13 protein-coding genes are annotated in these 15,134 nt (G+C 46.1%); all 13 read right to left on the reverse strand.

Annotation, left to right across the window (positions count from 1 at the left end; translation table 11 throughout):
* Positions 1-13: 13 nt before the first annotated feature.
* Positions 14-1,183, reverse strand: coding sequence for a DVU_1551 family NTP transferase (locus tag LPY66_RS12350; RefSeq protein ID WP_337984632.1), 1,170 nt, complete (start codon positions 1,181-1,183; stop codon positions 14-16).
* Positions 1,140-1,907: a DVU_1556 family methyltransferase gene (trsM, locus tag LPY66_RS12355; protein WP_337984633.1), complete on the reverse strand. Its 768-nt coding sequence runs from the start codon at positions 1,905-1,907 to the stop codon at positions 1,140-1,142. The genes LPY66_RS12350 and trsM overlap by 44 nt, the downstream gene beginning before the upstream one ends.
* A 40-nt stretch (positions 1,908-1,947) precedes the next feature.
* On the reverse strand, positions 1,948-2,967 hold the full coding sequence (locus tag LPY66_RS12360) for a molybdopterin-binding protein (RefSeq protein WP_337984634.1): 1,020 nt from the start codon (positions 2,965-2,967) through the stop codon (positions 1,948-1,950).
* A 13-nt stretch (positions 2,968-2,980) separates the two neighbouring features.
* On the reverse strand, positions 2,981-3,202 hold the full coding sequence (locus LPY66_RS12365) for a DVU_1557 family redox protein (protein WP_337984635.1): 222 nt from the start codon (positions 3,200-3,202) through the stop codon (positions 2,981-2,983).
* Positions 3,195-5,531, reverse strand: coding sequence for a pyridine nucleotide-disulfide oxidoreductase/dicluster-binding protein (locus tag LPY66_RS12370; protein WP_337984636.1), 2,337 nt, complete (start codon positions 5,529-5,531; stop codon positions 3,195-3,197). The genes LPY66_RS12365 and LPY66_RS12370 overlap by 8 nt, the downstream gene beginning before the upstream one ends.
* Positions 5,532-5,745: 214 nt before the next feature.
* Positions 5,746-8,568, reverse strand: a complete 2,823-nt coding sequence (locus tag LPY66_RS12375; protein WP_337984637.1) for a molybdopterin-dependent aldehyde oxidoreductase — start codon at positions 8,566-8,568, stop codon at positions 5,746-5,748.
* Positions 8,569-9,342: 774 nt separating this feature from the next.
* A complete protein-coding gene (locus tag LPY66_RS12380; RefSeq protein WP_337984638.1) occupies positions 9,343-11,031 on the reverse strand; it encodes an AMP-binding protein in 1,689 nt (562 codons plus the stop codon).
* Between the two features lie 34 nt (positions 11,032-11,065).
* On the reverse strand, positions 11,066-11,617 hold the full coding sequence (locus LPY66_RS12385) for a helix-turn-helix domain-containing protein (protein WP_337984639.1): 552 nt from the start codon (positions 11,615-11,617) through the stop codon (positions 11,066-11,068).
* 156 nt (positions 11,618-11,773) lie between these two features.
* A complete protein-coding gene (locus LPY66_RS12390) occupies positions 11,774-12,313 on the reverse strand; it encodes a 2-oxoacid:acceptor oxidoreductase family protein (RefSeq protein ID WP_337984640.1) in 540 nt (179 codons plus the stop codon).
* A complete protein-coding gene (locus LPY66_RS12395; protein ID WP_337984641.1) occupies positions 12,310-13,056 on the reverse strand; it encodes a thiamine pyrophosphate-dependent enzyme in 747 nt (248 codons plus the stop codon). Before LPY66_RS12395 ends, LPY66_RS12390 begins: the two co-directional genes overlap by 4 nt.
* 2 nt (positions 13,057-13,058) lie before the next feature.
* Positions 13,059-14,123: a 3-methyl-2-oxobutanoate dehydrogenase subunit VorB gene (locus tag LPY66_RS12400; protein ID WP_337984642.1), complete on the reverse strand. Its 1,065-nt coding sequence runs from the start codon at positions 14,121-14,123 to the stop codon at positions 13,059-13,061.
* Position 14,124: 1 nt separating this feature from the next.
* Complete coding sequence (locus LPY66_RS12405) at positions 14,125-14,349, reverse strand: 4Fe-4S dicluster domain-containing protein (RefSeq protein WP_337984643.1); 225 nt, start codon at positions 14,347-14,349, stop codon at positions 14,125-14,127.
* Complete coding sequence (locus LPY66_RS12410) at positions 14,337-15,005, reverse strand: nucleotide-binding protein (RefSeq protein WP_337984644.1); 669 nt, start codon at positions 15,003-15,005, stop codon at positions 14,337-14,339. Before LPY66_RS12410 ends, LPY66_RS12405 begins: the two co-directional genes overlap by 13 nt.
* Between the last annotated feature and the right edge of the window lie 129 nt (positions 15,006-15,134).

A 15,134-nucleotide genomic window follows, 5' to 3' on the forward strand; every position in this document is an offset into this window, starting at 1 on the left:
AGCTCTTTAATTTTTATCTCGCTTTACTTGCGGTAAGGGATAATTCGGATAAAATAGCGTTCAGTTTTTTCCCAAGTTTCTGTTCGACGTTTTGTTTGATTGTCTCCGCTTGCCCAATCCGTTTGCGGATAATGTCCTGTACTTCTTGTTCTTTGTATTTGTCCATACGTAGCGTTAAGCGTTCCTCCAACGGCACAAAGTGATCCCCCGAGATTATTTTATCGGCCAGATAAAGAATGGTCCGCTCGTTAATTTCTTGCAAACTTTCGGGTTCAAGCTCCATATGCGTGCCGATGAGATCTGCGATCTCAGGATAGCCCAGAGAAACGATAATATCCCGACCCTTCATCGCATGGTTCTTTTCTCCTTTGGCTACATCGTGCAGCATAGCCGCTGCCATAATCACTCCTAAATGTAATCGCATTCCGCTGCTGTTTAAATACTCGGAAAGCGTTTCCGCTGCCCGGGTGACCGCAAGGATATGGGCCAGAACTTTCTCCTGGGGCTGATATTTCTGCAGGATAGCCAGACACTCCTCACGGGTTGGAAAAAAAGGCATTTCCCCGCGAATCAAATTCAAATAATCCGTCTCCGTATCGATGTCTATAAGGATGCCTTCATCGTCAACCGCAACATCACGTGTCTCTTTTCCCAATGCCGTCAGCAGGGTCTGAAGACCACCTTTAGGCTCGCCGCTTAGAATTGCATCTTTGAACCCTGTCGTTATCAATGGCGGATGCCCTCTTTTCCCGTTATAAACAGGATAGATCACATCACACGGTTTTTCGGCATTGTTTTGTAATAATTTAAGCACCGTATCCGGCTTAACAGCGGCGTAATCAACCGGTAGAAAGAAAAATGCTTCTGTAGCATCATCCAGGGTTCTAACGCCCTGTTGGACAGAAGTGTACATTCCACCGTGATATTTGTCATTGATAATTGCTTTGACGCCCAAACGGTCAAGAACCGGAAGAAGCAGATGTGCTTTGTGCCCTATGATGACCCGAATATCCTCAATGCCTGCCTCTCTAAAGGTTGCGATCGTATTCTCAATAACCAGAGATGAGCCGATCGGCAATAACGGCTTATATAAGCCCATGCGTGAAGAATAACCGGCAGCCGGTATAATCGCAGCAATTTTACGCAATGGAATCAACCCCGTTCCTTGAGTTTTTCTTGGCAATTAACAGATAATATCCCAGTCTGAGATCTTGAGGCAATTCCGTACAGCGACTCTGACAGCCTTGACAGGCATTTTTCCAGAATTCTGTCAGAGATCCGTATTTAAAAATAATTTCAGCGCTAAGTTGTTTTAATTTATCGGTATGATCTTCCCAGAGGATCACGTCATACCCCGCGACTGTCAAGAACATGATGATTGTTTCTTTTTTCATTAATCCGCTCGGTACCGTAGGCGCCGATTCGATTTCGTTTTGTCTGCTGCCCATGCCTTCTGCAGGCCCTGGCATCGATCGCAGATAGAGATCACTCACAATCAGCCAGCCGTCACTTTTCAACACGCGGGAAAATTCCTGCAATGCCTGGCCAAGATCAGAGAAATCTGACAGACTGCATTCCGCAAGGAGCGCATCCATACTGTTTTTTGCAAAGGAAACGCTTTCCGCACAGCCTTTTTTTATTGGAAGCCACGCACAACGGCGAATTCCCAATTCGAGCATCCTGTCCGATGGATCGATACCGACGGCTGCAAGTTGGTATTTTTTGATTAAATATTCAACACTTGCACCGGTGCCACAACCAACATCCAAGAGATGACTGCCTGCTTTTAATCCGCAAAAATTAATGGCCTGGTCAGTCAAGCGATAACCGCCCGGTCTGACGGTTTCTCCGGTCACCACCCGCAATGCTTCACACTTCGCTTGGCCGATGCCCATTAATTCAGGCATTATAAGTTCCTCCAAATTAACTTTGGTTTTACTGCGCGAATCACTTACCGAAACCGCAATCCGGATAAGTACACTCCGGGCAGCTCAGACACATACTGCCATGTCCTAATTTAATAATTTCGTCTCGTGTGATGATTTCTCCTGCCAGTACTCTTGGAAAGATTAAATCAAAGATACTGGTACGACTGTACATGACACACCCCGGTAATCCCATGACCGGAATATCCCCAATATAGGCCATCATAAACATGGCTCCGGGTAAAACCGGTGCGCCATAAGTCACGACTCTTCCCCCCGCCTGACGAATGCCTTCCGGTGTGACATCATCCGGATCAACTGACATCCCGCCGGTGGTTAAGATCAAATCTGCTCCTTGGGTAACCATGCTCTGAATCGCGCTGACGATCATCGCCACTGAATCGGAGACAATGACTTGCTTAAGGACAGTACTGCCAACTTCTTCAACTTTTTTGCGCAATACCGGCCCAAATGCATCTTTGATCCGCCCTTCATACACTTCACTGCCCGTGGTGATGATGCCGACTTTAAATGTTTGATACGGCTTGATTTCAATTACCGGAAAATTGTGACGTGCCGAATCTTCCAGATCTTTGATTAGTGTATTTTCGATTACTAACGGGATGATCCGCGTCCCGGCAACGACTTTTCCTGCTGTGACCCTCTGATTTGTATGCAAACAGGAGAGGATCGTCCCTTGAAAAGTATTCACCGCATCGAGTCCTTGCAGATTGACTTTGAGTAAGCCGTCAATTTCTGAAGACAGCTCCACTTTACCTTCTCTGGGTACCGATAGCTTTAGACCGTTGCCTGCAACTGCCTTGGCAATCCGCAGTGCCGCCTCGTCTTCATGAATGAAGCCGTCGGCTAGATCCCAGACAAAAATGTTCTTCTTACCCATATTCAACAGGTGCGGAATATCTTCTTTCTTTATGATATGTCCTTTCCTGAATCGCACGCCTTTGAATTTGCCAGGCACAATTTGCGTCAGATCATGACCAAGAACCATTCCTTCAGCTGCTTCTACCGCAACCGTTTTCATGACATATCCCCTCCTACTTATCTTCCAACAACGTTTCAACTTCTTTAATTTTGCCTTTAACGATATCCTCAGAAATATAAACCTGTCCGCACACAGGACAGCGCGGTAGCGAAGCCTCAAAATTAAACCCCAAATAGGTAAAAGAGGTTTTTTGCTGTTCCATAGCCGCGTTGCATTTCAAGCATAGAAGATGGTTTTCTGCCGCTGATTCTTTTACTCTTTCTTGCTCACTCATAGATCCTGTCCTCTATTCTCATACGATGGGCATAAATATTTACTAAACAAAACCCGTTTTCTTCTGGGCGGTAAACGACCCAATAGGTCATGATCCCCAGCTGCTGGTGGGCAACATAATGACCAGTTGTTTGATCCAGCAGTTTCTGCCCGGTTTCTTCACTGCGGCGGATGACCTCTTCCGCATCTTCCCTGATAATCAAATCACCGTCCATTTTATCCATTAACTCCGGCGGAATGATGATATTCAAGGTATTCTCCTTAATAATATCTTTTTTTGTTAGATTATTCATCTGTTTTATTTCATCGGTGGCTAACAGACTGTATTTTTCAACCATGAGCGCCTTTAATTTCATCCTATTATCTCTGCTGTCGCTCAAGTGGACTGGCTTACGTTTGAAGCGTACGTCCAAATCTTTTCCGAGCAACAGATCAAGCACGTGGATCACCGGCTTTCCCTGGTGAGCAAATATCTCCCGGCAATTAATACAGTAGGTTACGTAATCGCAGGGACTGTTGCGGACGCGGTTTTGGGCAATTTCTGCCATCAGTGTCGGATTGACCGCCTGGATATGTCCGCCATAGCCACAGCATTGCGCTTCTCTGCCGTGATAGGGCCGCTCGGCTAAATCATACCCCAATGCGGATAGGATGTGACGTACGTCCGCCTGTGTTTGGGTGAAATGCCGGCTGGCGCACGGATCAAAGACGGTCAGGGTTTCGTCCTGTTTAATTGGCATCCAGTCCGGAAGTCCATTTTCCGCGATGACGTGATATATTGGGAGCAGCGGGATCTCCGGTAAATTACCCTTCAAAATCTTTGCGCAGGAAGAACAGGCGGTGATTAAAACAGGTCGTCCAAAACGTTCCCAGCTTATTCTCAATTGGCCGTGTAATTCTTGAAATTCGCCCTCACGCCCTGCCCAGTGTGCCGGTGCGCCGCAGCAACTCAGCCATAATCCGACTCCTCCTTCCAGATGAGACTCGAGATAGGCATAGCTTGCTGTCACATAATCCGGATCCGATCCGCCAAGCTGGCATCCCGGAAAAAAGACATACCGGCAGGCACTGTTCTCTCCGAGTTCCAGATAGGCTTTTGCCGATTGGGAGAAGGCCATGTCTCTTAGCCAAAAGTCGTGAAAAGCCGGAGGTAACGCGTCTTCACGATGCAATTCACGTCTGCTTTCCAGGAATATCTCCTCAAAATCCAAATCTGTTGGACAGATTTCATGGCATAAACCACAGAGATTACAGGAGTTGATCTGCCTGGATGCAAGCCGTGTGGTCATGCCTTTAACGGGGTTCATCGACATAGTCACATCTTCAATCATTTTTTTGGGGTCCTTGCGATAATTCGTCAGCAAGGCACAGGCATCAGAGCAGTTAGTGCATGTACATAGCAAGCATCGTCCGGCTTCTTCCGATACTTCCTGATAAGTATATCTTGCATCTGTAGAGGGTTCCACTCGCATCCTTATTGTTGACGGAAGTTTTGACCTGACCCGTTTTTCGATTGCATCACAGTACAAACGCGTCGCCTTTTTCTCATACAGGCCGGCTTCACCGCCCATTGATCCGATTTTCAGATAGGTCTCAATCGCGTCGGCAACACGCAGTCCTTCCCGCAGCGGGATAAGGACTGAACGGGCATTTTGGCCGGCACTGCTCATGAAGACACCCTGCTTTTTTGTACCAAGGGTCACGGGATCCCACCCGTCATCCAAACCAAAACGGGTTCCGTTTTTTCCTGTCGCTATATAGATCGCATCTGTATTCAAATCATCAAGCGCCATTACTTTCTTTTCAGGGTAATAATGAAAGCTTTCGATTAATGACAGGCGTTCAATTTCTTGTTTAAATGCTGCGCTGAGCAAAGCATCGTTTTGGTCGTTAAAGTATCCTCCCGGCATTTGTCTGTCATCATAAAGATGAATGTGATAGCCCCTCTTGGCTAGTTTATTGGCACACCCCAGTCCGCCAAGACCGGCGCCAATAACGGCGATTGTTTTTGTTTTAGGGGGAATATAATAATTGGGATGTACTTTATCGGCTGTGAAATCACAGCAGGCTTGTTCCAGGGCCCGAATAGCTATCGACTTCTGTTTACCCAAGACACAGGCATTCTCACAAGGCCGATCGCATATACGGCAGACGATATCCGGGAAGATAACTGCATTACGGTATATTTTATATGCACTTTCCAACCGACCTTCCTGTATTTTGGCAATAAAGGCCCGCACATCCAGTGCCAGCGGGCAGGCAATGCTGCAGAAAGCCGGATCGTCACGTGTACATTTTTCACCTAAATTTCTTAACTGCATCATATCCATCCGCTGAAGCTCTCCTACAATCCGTCAGTTTATCTACATGCTATCCGTGGAAAGCGCCGCTCCTTGCCATCCATGGCATCGCGGCAGTTGTACATCCGTGTACAGAAACATCCGGACTGCAACGCAGTGTAGTCCGGATGTTGCATTAAGACTAAAATACGAGGTTAATTTTCTTAAAGATCAAATCACATCATTGAAACAGTTACTTAGCCAATCAGACTGGGTTTTTCTCCATCTCATCCAAGGTTTCCCACATATCCGAACCAAGGAAATACGGTTTTGGAGCTGTTGTCTTGCCCTGGGCCAGAGCGTCTAATTCGGCCTTTACTTTTTCCGGCCTGGCCGGTAATTCATGGATGCGGGCGCCGCAGGCATTGTAAATGGCGTTGAGGACGCAGACATGCGACCCAGCTTGGAATACTTCCGAACAGCCTGAGGAACCAAACGGATTAGACGGTCGCGGTGATTCAATGTAATCGACGGTATACTTTTCTGCGTCGGGTATCGTGTTGATGTAGGAGAAGCCGGAATTAACCAAATTGATATCCTTCTTGACATCATCATAGTCTTCCGAAAGAGCAAATCCAATACTGTGCATCATTCCCCCGAACGCTTGCCCTTCAAAGGATTGGATATTTCCGATTGTGCCGCAGTCAACCACCGCGTGCATCTTCAAGACCTTCGTCTTGCCGGTAGCAACTTCTACCTCAACCTCAGCTAAAAAGACTCCCCACATATATTCGATTGAAGGGTCACCCATGCCCGTGTTTGGATCCAGTGGGAAATTGGTACTTGTCGAATCGGAAATACCAAAATATTTGGTCGGGATGCCTTCAGCAACCATCTCATCATAGGTACGGAAGGATCCGTCAACTTTGCGCATCGCATCCATCAGTTTATTAGCGGCATCCACCGTGCAGCGTCCGGTCACATAATGCGTCCGGCTGCCTGCCGCCAGTCCGGTATCAGGGCATAGCCCGGTATCGTTCATCACCAGTTTGATCTGGTCGGGACTTAACCCTAGCGGCCGCAGTGCTTCATAGGTGTGGACCAAGGCATGCGCATCTGTTCCCTGTCCTTGATCTTCCGCCGTATTAAAGTTGGTTACTGTCCCGTCCGGGTTTAATTCCATGGCGACTTCGGCATGTTCTGGTCCGCCGCAGGTATTATAGGCACTGCAGGAAACACCAACGCCACGCCGTTTTTCCGGAGTACTTTCCTTTTTTGCTCTGGCTAAGGCTTCCTGATATACAGGCCGCATTTTATCGATCAGCGCCGCCATAGGATATACTGAGAATTTATGACCGTTATTGCTGACATCGCCGTCACGATATACGTTATTATAGCGGAACTCCAGGGGATCTATTCCAGCTTTTTCCGCCAGCATATCCATCAGTTGTTCGAAGGACGTGAAGGTCTGAGGAGCTCCGGCTGCACGGTAGGCCGTGGAATGGTTATGGTTAGTTATAGAGACCCTGCCAAGCCCCCGGGCATTCGGAATCGTGTAGCACATGCCCATAAACCGGGTAGCGCCCTCCGGTAGACCGGAACCCAATTCGGTGTATGCTCCCTTATCGAACAAGATATCAAAGTCCATACCGGTCAGCTTGCCGTTTTTATCGCATCCGATCCGGGTATTCGCGTAGGACGGCGCACGTTTTCCGGTAACATGCTGATGTTCTTCATAGTTTAAGGTAAGGGTACATGCTTTTCCTGTAGCCATTGCCGCGATGGCGACGATAGCCGGTCCAAACGGTGAGGCGGTGTAACCGAAGCTCGCGCCGGTAGGATTTTCGATGATTCTGATCTTGTCCATCGGATAACCGATACCCTGGGAGATTAGGAATAATGTTGCATAAATCCCCAGGCTCTTACAGTGGACATTGAGAATCCCTTGGTCATCAATATACGCTTGCATGGTATCCGGTTCGATTGGGAGATGCGGTTCACGCTGGGAGTAAAAACTTCCCTCAGCGACATAGTCAGATTCCTTCATGACGTCACGGGTGTCTCTCCCTTTACGCAGCGGAAATTCCATAAACATATTGGGATGCTCCGGATGGATCTGAAGGGCGCCTTCCGCTACGGCATCAAGGGCATTCATATATTCCGGCAACGGCTCAAGCTCAAACTTGACCTTTTTGGCGGCAGCCCGTGCTTCTTCATTCGTTCTGGCTGCAACCATGGCAATCACATCCCCACAGCGCAGAATCTTATTTTCAGCCAGGATCCACCGGTCAAAACCATCGCATTTCGCTCTTGGGCTCATCATCGGAAAGTTAATGCGGTTATTACCTTTGACATCCCTATAAGTAATAACTTTCTCGACGCCGGGCATTGCTTCCGCCTCTGACGTATCTATCGATAGGATATTGGCATGGGATATTCCCGGTAATACGAGTGCCAGATGCAATACCTCCGGCATCTTCATCCCGATATCATCGCCATAGTCGCAGGTGCCTGTAACCTTAGCCAACGCAGCAGGACGCGGATAGGCAGTCCCATAAATTTTGCCGTCGGCAGGGATCTTATACTGCAGATCCGTAATCGTTATTTCACCGCGCAATACTTTAGCCGCTGCCATAACGGCATCAACAATCGGTTTATAACCGGTACATCGGCAGGCATTACGGTGTTTTTGGAACCAATCGCGTACTTCTTGCCGGGTCGGATTGCAATTTTTATCCAACAGTCCTTTGGCTGAAACAATAAAGCCAGGGCTACAAAAACCGCATTGAACCCCACCAAACGCGATGAAAGCCTGCTGCAGGGCATGCAAACTGCTTGGGGTGCCAATACCTTCAATCGTTGTAATTTTATTTGCTTCAGAAACATTTTTCATCTTTTTGACACAAGAGCGGATTACGTCGCCATCGATCAATACCGAACAAGCTCCGCACTGGCCGGTATTACAGCCAATTTTTGTTCCGGTTAGACCTAAACGCCGAATAACATCGGCAAGGGTATCCTTATCCTTGTCGCAGATCAGCATTCGGTCCACACCGTTGATGTTCAGGATCATCTTGCTAAGCGCCATTAAAATATTATCCCCCTTCTAAATCGATATAGGTATGCATGTTATTAATTTAGATTATAGAGAGATATATTTTGATGGGCACTACAGCTTTTGCACAAATTTGAGAAGATAAGACAATCTTTTTTGTGCATTATATACAACATTTTCCGGCGATCAACGAATAAATTGTTCTATATGAGGAAGAAAATGCCCATCAACACGTTTCACTTATCATTTTTTGATACTTACTTAATTTTCTTGGAACAATATGTTAAAAAACCTCCTCTCTCATAGCGTTTAAGACAGATAGTCAACTCTAAGAATAAAAGACTATCTCATAAAAAATGCGATCGTGATTAGATAAATGCATAGATTGTGCCAAAGTATTGTTCCTAACCATACTATTTCATACATAATCATTTAAACAGTACATTAAATGATGTACCTATATTATTTTCTTATATTTTTATTATGTTTTTATCGTTGTTTAAAGATGTTTTTGTTTTATTTTATTGCAATAATTTTTGACTTCATTTATACATACAATTTAACGCCATTGAGAATGTTTAAATATTTGATTAATGATGAATTACACTTTTTTTCAATAGTGAAAATTTTTTTTGCGTATCCGAATAACTCTAACCTAATTTGAATGTGTTCCTTCATCAGCGATAGGTATATGTTCCTAGTCTGTTTTATAAAAAATAAGCCCGCCCATTTGGGCAAGCTTAATGTAATACACCATTTTATAGATGATAGCAAAATCACTAAAGTGATCGTTTAATAACATATTGCTTATTCCGAACGCGAATCCTTCTCCCGAATCTCCACTCGGCGGATTTTGCCGCTGATGGTCTTCGGCAGCTCGGTTACAAACTCAATAACACGCGGGTACTTATAAGGAGCTGTTACCTTTTTGACATGCTCCTGCAATTCTTTAACCATTGCATCAGAAGGCTCATAACCTTTATTCAGCACAATGGTCGCTTTGACGTTAAAGCCGCGAATCGGGTCAGGAACGCCTGTAACGGCAGATTCCAGGACAGCAGGATGCTCGGCCAAAGCCGATTCAACTTCAAATGGTCCGATACGGTAGCCGGAAGATTTGATAATATCATCGTTTCTCCCGATATACCAGAGGAACCCAAGTTCATCGCGGTATGCCAAGTCGCCGGTATGGTACAACCCATCATGCCAAGAACGATTGGTATTCGCTTCGTCCAGGAAATAACCCATAAACAAACCCTTCGTCTTGGTTGCGTAGTCCGGTGCCTTAATACAGATCTCGCCAGTAACCCCCGGATCCACTTCCTCGCCGTTTTCATCCGTAACGATCATCTGATAACCCGGTGTAGGCATACCCATGGAACCGGGCCGGGGTTGAACCCAAGGATAGAGAATGGAACAGCATACTGTTGTTTCCGATTGTCCAAAGCCTTCAAAAATACGCAAACCTGTGGCTTGGCGCCATTGGTTAAATACCTCGGGATTCAGGGCTTCTCCAGCGGTGCAGCAGTGTTTCAAGGATGACAGGTCGTAACTCTTGACATCCTCACGCAGCATGAAACGGTACATGGTTGGCGGAGCACAGAACGTCGTGATATTGTACTTTTGGAGTTTATCTAAAATATCAGCGCCGTTAAAGGCATCAAAGTCATAGGTAAAAATTGCCGACTCCCCCAGCCATTGACCATACATTTTCCCCCAGAGCGATTTTAACCAACCCGTATCCGAAATAGTAAAATGCAAGCCGCCGGGTTCCACGCGATGCCAAAAAACACCGGTCATGATGTGGCCTAACGGGTACATGAAGTCGTGTGCTACCATTTTGGGATAGCCGGTCGTGCCGGAAGAAAAAGCCATGATCATCATATCCGTGGCTTTGGTTGCCTCTTCGCCGGTGGGCCGTTGCCAGATATCGGATGCAGCTTCGATGCCGGCTTCAAAATCAAGCCAGCCTTCACCCGCATCCTTGTGCTTAGTCACCGCTTTTATTTGAACAGTTTTGCATTCCGGCAATGCTTCGTCAAAATGGCTGGTGCAATCACCATCGGCTGTAATAACAGCCATCTTGATACCTGCTGCCTGACAACGGTAAACGTAGTCCTTCGCTGTAAGCAGGTTAGTCGCCTGGACAGCCACAGCTCCGATCTTATGCAAAGCCATCATCGCATACCAGAACAGATAACTCCGCTTAAGTACCAACAGTACAAGATCACCTTTTTTAATACCAAGGGATTTAAAATAATTAGCGGTTTTATCTGAATAGCGCTTCATTTCACTGAAGGTAATCCGTTTTTCCTCACCATCGTTGCTCACCCATAACATAGCCAACTGATCCGGTTTAGTTTCTGCCATTTTATCCAGCACATCGTAGGCAAAATTAAAATCATCCGGACATGTCACCGAATAATTGCGATATAAATCGTCAAGGGTGACATACTCGTCGCGATGCCTGCCGATATATTTTTCGTACATTACCATCTAGAATCCTCCTTTATCTTCGAACTAAGTTCGCTTATTTCATCACAATGGCAAGAAACTTCGCCGCGATGTTGCCGTGGGCCTTCATCGCATGAGGAACAGCCGAATCGAAGTAAATACTGTCACCTTCGCCTAGTTCGTAGACCATCTCACCGATAAAGAATTCAATCGTTCCGGACACGACATAGTTAAATTCCTGTCCATCATGGGCATGCCGCTCCGGGATTGCGTCATTAGGTTCCACGGTGACCATAAACGGTTCTGCTTTCTTATGGCGGAAAGTAAATGCCAAATGTTTATAGTCATACGCTTTCCGTCGGTTGATATCATAGCCGCCCCCTGCTCTGACCACGCAGCAAGTGGAAAGCCTTGGCGTCTCACCGCTAATGATATCCAGAACATCGACACCTAAAATACCGGCTACATTATACAAGAAACTAAATGAAAAATCCTTTTCCCCAGCTTCGTACTGCAAATAATCCGAGACTGAAATTTCAAGCTCAGAAGCAATCTTTTCCGGAGTAAAACCAGTAGAGTCACGCAGCATTGTCAATCTTGCGCCCATATCCTTGAGTTGATCTGTCATGTGTTGCACCCCCTATATTTTACTGAAAAAAAGCCGCATTGGACAACTATACTATAACACAATTGTTATTAGTATTATAATACTAGCTGTAATACAATACGGCAATACTTTTATAGGACTTTTTAACACGATTACGATAATACAATTATAATACAATTAAATATAATTATACCCAATTTCAATGGCTTGGATGTTTGATGCTAATAGTTCTTTCTTTCTTTCTGGAATGGATTTACTGACGGCTTTATTGAGAGTTTCAAGATCAAAAATCCCTGTCTCTTTGGCGATTTTGCCTACCATGACCATATTGGCGAGACCTTTAAGGCCGGCCTCTTCTGCCAACTTTGTCGCCGGGATATAAAAAACCGTTACGTCGGTTCGTGTTACCGGAATGGGAATCAAGGCAGAATCAACAATGATCATACCCTCTTTTTGGACATCCGATTCGAATTTTTCCAATGAAGGCTGGTTCATAGCCACCAACATATTCGGATAATTAATTATCGGAGAACCGATCGGTGTATCGCTGACAATTACATTGATGTTGGCAGTTCCGCCGCGCATTTCCGGACCATATGACGGCAGCCAGCTCACTTCCTTACCAGCAAGCATACCGGCATAGACTAAAATTTTTCCGGCAAACAGAACACCCTGTCCGCCAAAACCTGCAATATTGAGTTCCATTGTTTTGCTCATTTGGAGTCCTCCTTATCCTTATAGACGCCCAGTGGGTAATAAGGAATCATATTCTCCCTGAGCCAGGTTAAAGATTCAACCGGTTCCATCCCCCAGTTGGTCGAGCAGGTGGATAAAACTTCCACGATGGAAAATCCTTTGCCAGCTAGCTGATATTCAAAAGCCTTCTTTATCGCTTTTTTAGTATTTTTAACATTTTTCACAGAGTCAACGGAAACACGTTCAGCATACGCGGTGCCGTCTAAGGTCGACAACATTTCACATACTTTCACAGGATATCCGGCAGTTTTCACGTCGCGGCCATAAGGTGACGTTTGGGTGACCTGTCCGGGCATCGTCGTCGGCGCCATTTGTCCTCCGGTCATGCCATAGATCGCGTTATTGACGAAAATAACGGTAATATTTTCACCTCGGGCAGCCGCATGAACCGTTTCCGCTGTGCCAATAGCCGCAAGGTCACCATCTCCCTGATAGGTAAAGACGATATTATCCGGGTTTGCCCGTTTAATTCCCGTGCCGACAGCTGGTGCACGCCCGTGAGCCGCCTGAGCCATATCACATTCAAAATAATTATAGGCCAATACAGCACAGCCTACCGGTGCCACCCCGATTGTTTTATCCGTTATATTTAATTCATCAAGGACTTCAGCAACTAAACGGTGAATAATGCCATGAGTACAGCCGGGGCAATAGTGCATAGAGACATCGGAGAGTGCTTTCGGTCTTTCAAATACAGTTTGCATAATTAACTCCTCCCTGCTTGATCAGCGTTTTCGATTGCTGCTAAGACCGCCTCGGGAGTGGGTACCATACCCCCGGTACGATTGCACAGCGATACCGGACGGCTGCAGCGAATCGCCAGCTCAACATCCTGTATCATCTGCCCCATACTCATTTCAACGACGATAAAAGCACGCGCTTTTTCTGCAGCGGACTCAAGCTGCTTTTTCGGGAATGGCCAGAGGGTAACTGGGCGGACCAGACCGACTTTGATACCGTTCTTCCGCGCTTCATTGATAGCATTTTTAGCTACCCTTGCGCAAATGCCGTAAGCGACAATAATCACATCCGCGTCATCAGTCAGGTAATTTTCAGTCCGAGCTATTTTTTCAACCTCGGCATATTTTTCAAAGCGTTTGAAGTTAAGCATCTCAAGTTCTTCCGCTTCCAGATACAGCGAGTTGACAATGTTTTTCTTACGGGAACCTTTGGTACCGGTGAGTGCCCAATCCTTGCCGGGTAGGGTTATATTGGCGCTGCGGCTGATGTCCACCGGTTCCATGACTTGGCCAAGCATACCGTCACCCAAAATCATAGCAGTCATACGATATCTGTCAGCTACTTCAAATGCTTCAATTGTCAGGTCGAACATTTCCTGTACAGTATTGGGTGCAAAAACGATCAAATGAAAATCGCCATGTCCAGACGAGCGTGTCGCCTGAAAATAATCCGCCTGGGAAGGACGAATGCCGCCCAGTCCCGGGCCGCCTCTCTGGATATTAACTAATACAGCGGGCAAATCACTTCCAGCCAAGTAAGATAAACCTTCGCTCTTCAGAGAAATACCCGGGCTTGAAGACGATGTCATTGCACGTACACCAGCTGCGGAAGCACCATAAACCATATTGATTGCGGCGACTTCGCTTTCGGCCTGCAAATAGGTCCCGCCGATCTTCGGCATACGTTTGGACATATACGCTGCGACTTCAGTTTGCGGTGTAATCGGATAACCGAAAAAATGACGGCAGCCCGCCATGATCGCAGCTTCTGCTATCGCTTCGTTTCCCTTCATTAATACTTTTTCAGTCATCTCAGCCCACCTCTTTTTCAATTGTAATGCATACATCAGGACACATTGTCGCACAGAAACCACATGCGTTGCAGGCTTCCTGGTCTGTCATTTCTGCTGGATGATATCCCTTACTGTTCAATGTTTCCGTCGCGAGCCTGAGTATTTTTTTAGGGCACGCATCTGTGCAAAGTGAACATCCCTTGCATCTGTCTGCATTGATGGTTACTTTAGTTATTTTTGCCATTCATACTCCTCCAAGTCTATTGGAAATATATTGTTGATATTGGGCATTAACTCTGTTGCGAGAGCACGCTGTACCGTCGTCATCACAATCGGCAGCTGCGTTTGTTTGGAAATCTCTTCTGCGTAGGGTATCGAAGCCAGGATATCCTCAGCGGTGGTGGCATGGCCCAAATTGGAATTATTAATAATTCCGGTGAAGGTTATCCTTCCTGCCGCTTCAATTTCGTCTTTGATTTTGATCGTTGCTTCCGGATCGCGGCTTAAGGGACGATACATGTTAACTACAAGAAAAGCAGTTACCTCATTTTGAAGGAATTTACCGTAATACCGCCCGAGTGCATAGGCACCCCGATCATCTCCGCCAACATCAATTACCGCGTAGCTTTCGGGACTGTCAAAAATAGCGTTGACTTCGCCCGGCATAGCCGGTACGTCGACATTGGAATTAGCATAGCGTGAAGAGATCAGCTTGATTCCTGAATTTTTCATCATAGCCATGCTGTCCTTTGTTCTAAAATAAGGGTTGACGATATCCAAATCCACAATAACGACATTATTAAATTTTTTCTTCAGCCAAAGAGCAAAATTGACTGCAATATTCGTCTTACCGCTGCCATAATGCCCGGCGAATATCGTTACCCGCGAACTATGCATCATTTAACCTCCATGAAACCTTAAAGACGATAAAATTAATCATACCAAAATTAACGACTTATATCAACAAAAAGGGCTGAATAAGGCACACATTGTATTGGAAAAGCGTGTTAGAAAAAAGCTTCTTTATCG

The organism is Dehalobacter sp. DCM (assembly GCF_024972775.1).
GTDB lineage: Bacteria > Bacillota > Desulfitobacteriia > Desulfitobacteriales > Syntrophobotulaceae > Dehalobacter.

Bases quoted from the DNA above. Each gene is read 5' to 3' on its own strand.
- LPY66_RS12410 (WP_337984644.1), bottom strand. From the start codon at position 15,005: ATGATGCATAGTTCGCGGGTAACGATATTCGCCGGGCATTATGGCAGC.
- LPY66_RS12370 (WP_337984636.1), bottom strand. From the start codon at position 5,531: ATGGATATGATGCAGTTAAGAAATTTAGGTGAAAAATGTACACGTGAC.
- LPY66_RS12380 (WP_337984638.1), bottom strand. From the start codon at position 11,031: ATGGTAATGTACGAAAAATATATCGGCAGGCATCGCGACGAGTATGTC.
- LPY66_RS12405 (WP_337984643.1), bottom strand. From the start codon at position 14,349: ATGGCAAAAATAACTAAAGTAACCATCAATGCAGACAGATGCAAGGGA.
- LPY66_RS12400 (WP_337984642.1), bottom strand. From the start codon at position 14,123: ATGACTGAAAAAGTATTAATGAAGGGAAACGAAGCGATAGCAGAAGCT.
- LPY66_RS12390 (WP_337984640.1), bottom strand. From the start codon at position 12,313: ATGAGCAAAACAATGGAACTCAATATTGCAGGTTTTGGCGGACAGGGT.
- trsM (WP_337984633.1), bottom strand. From the start codon at position 1,907: ATGCCTGAATTAATGGGCATCGGCCAAGCGAAGTGTGAAGCATTGCGG.
- LPY66_RS12360 (WP_337984634.1), bottom strand. From the start codon at position 2,967: ATGAAAACGGTTGCGGTAGAAGCAGCTGAAGGAATGGTTCTTGGTCAT.
- LPY66_RS12365 (WP_337984635.1), bottom strand. From the start codon at position 3,202: ATGAGTGAGCAAGAAAGAGTAAAAGAATCAGCGGCAGAAAACCATCTT.
- LPY66_RS12375 (WP_337984637.1), bottom strand. From the start codon at position 8,568: ATGGCGCTTAGCAAGATGATCCTGAACATCAACGGTGTGGACCGAATG.
- LPY66_RS12395 (WP_337984641.1), bottom strand. From the start codon at position 13,056: ATGCAAACTGTATTTGAAAGACCGAAAGCACTCTCCGATGTCTCTATG.
- LPY66_RS12385 (WP_337984639.1), bottom strand. From the start codon at position 11,617: ATGACAGATCAACTCAAGGATATGGGCGCAAGATTGACAATGCTGCGT.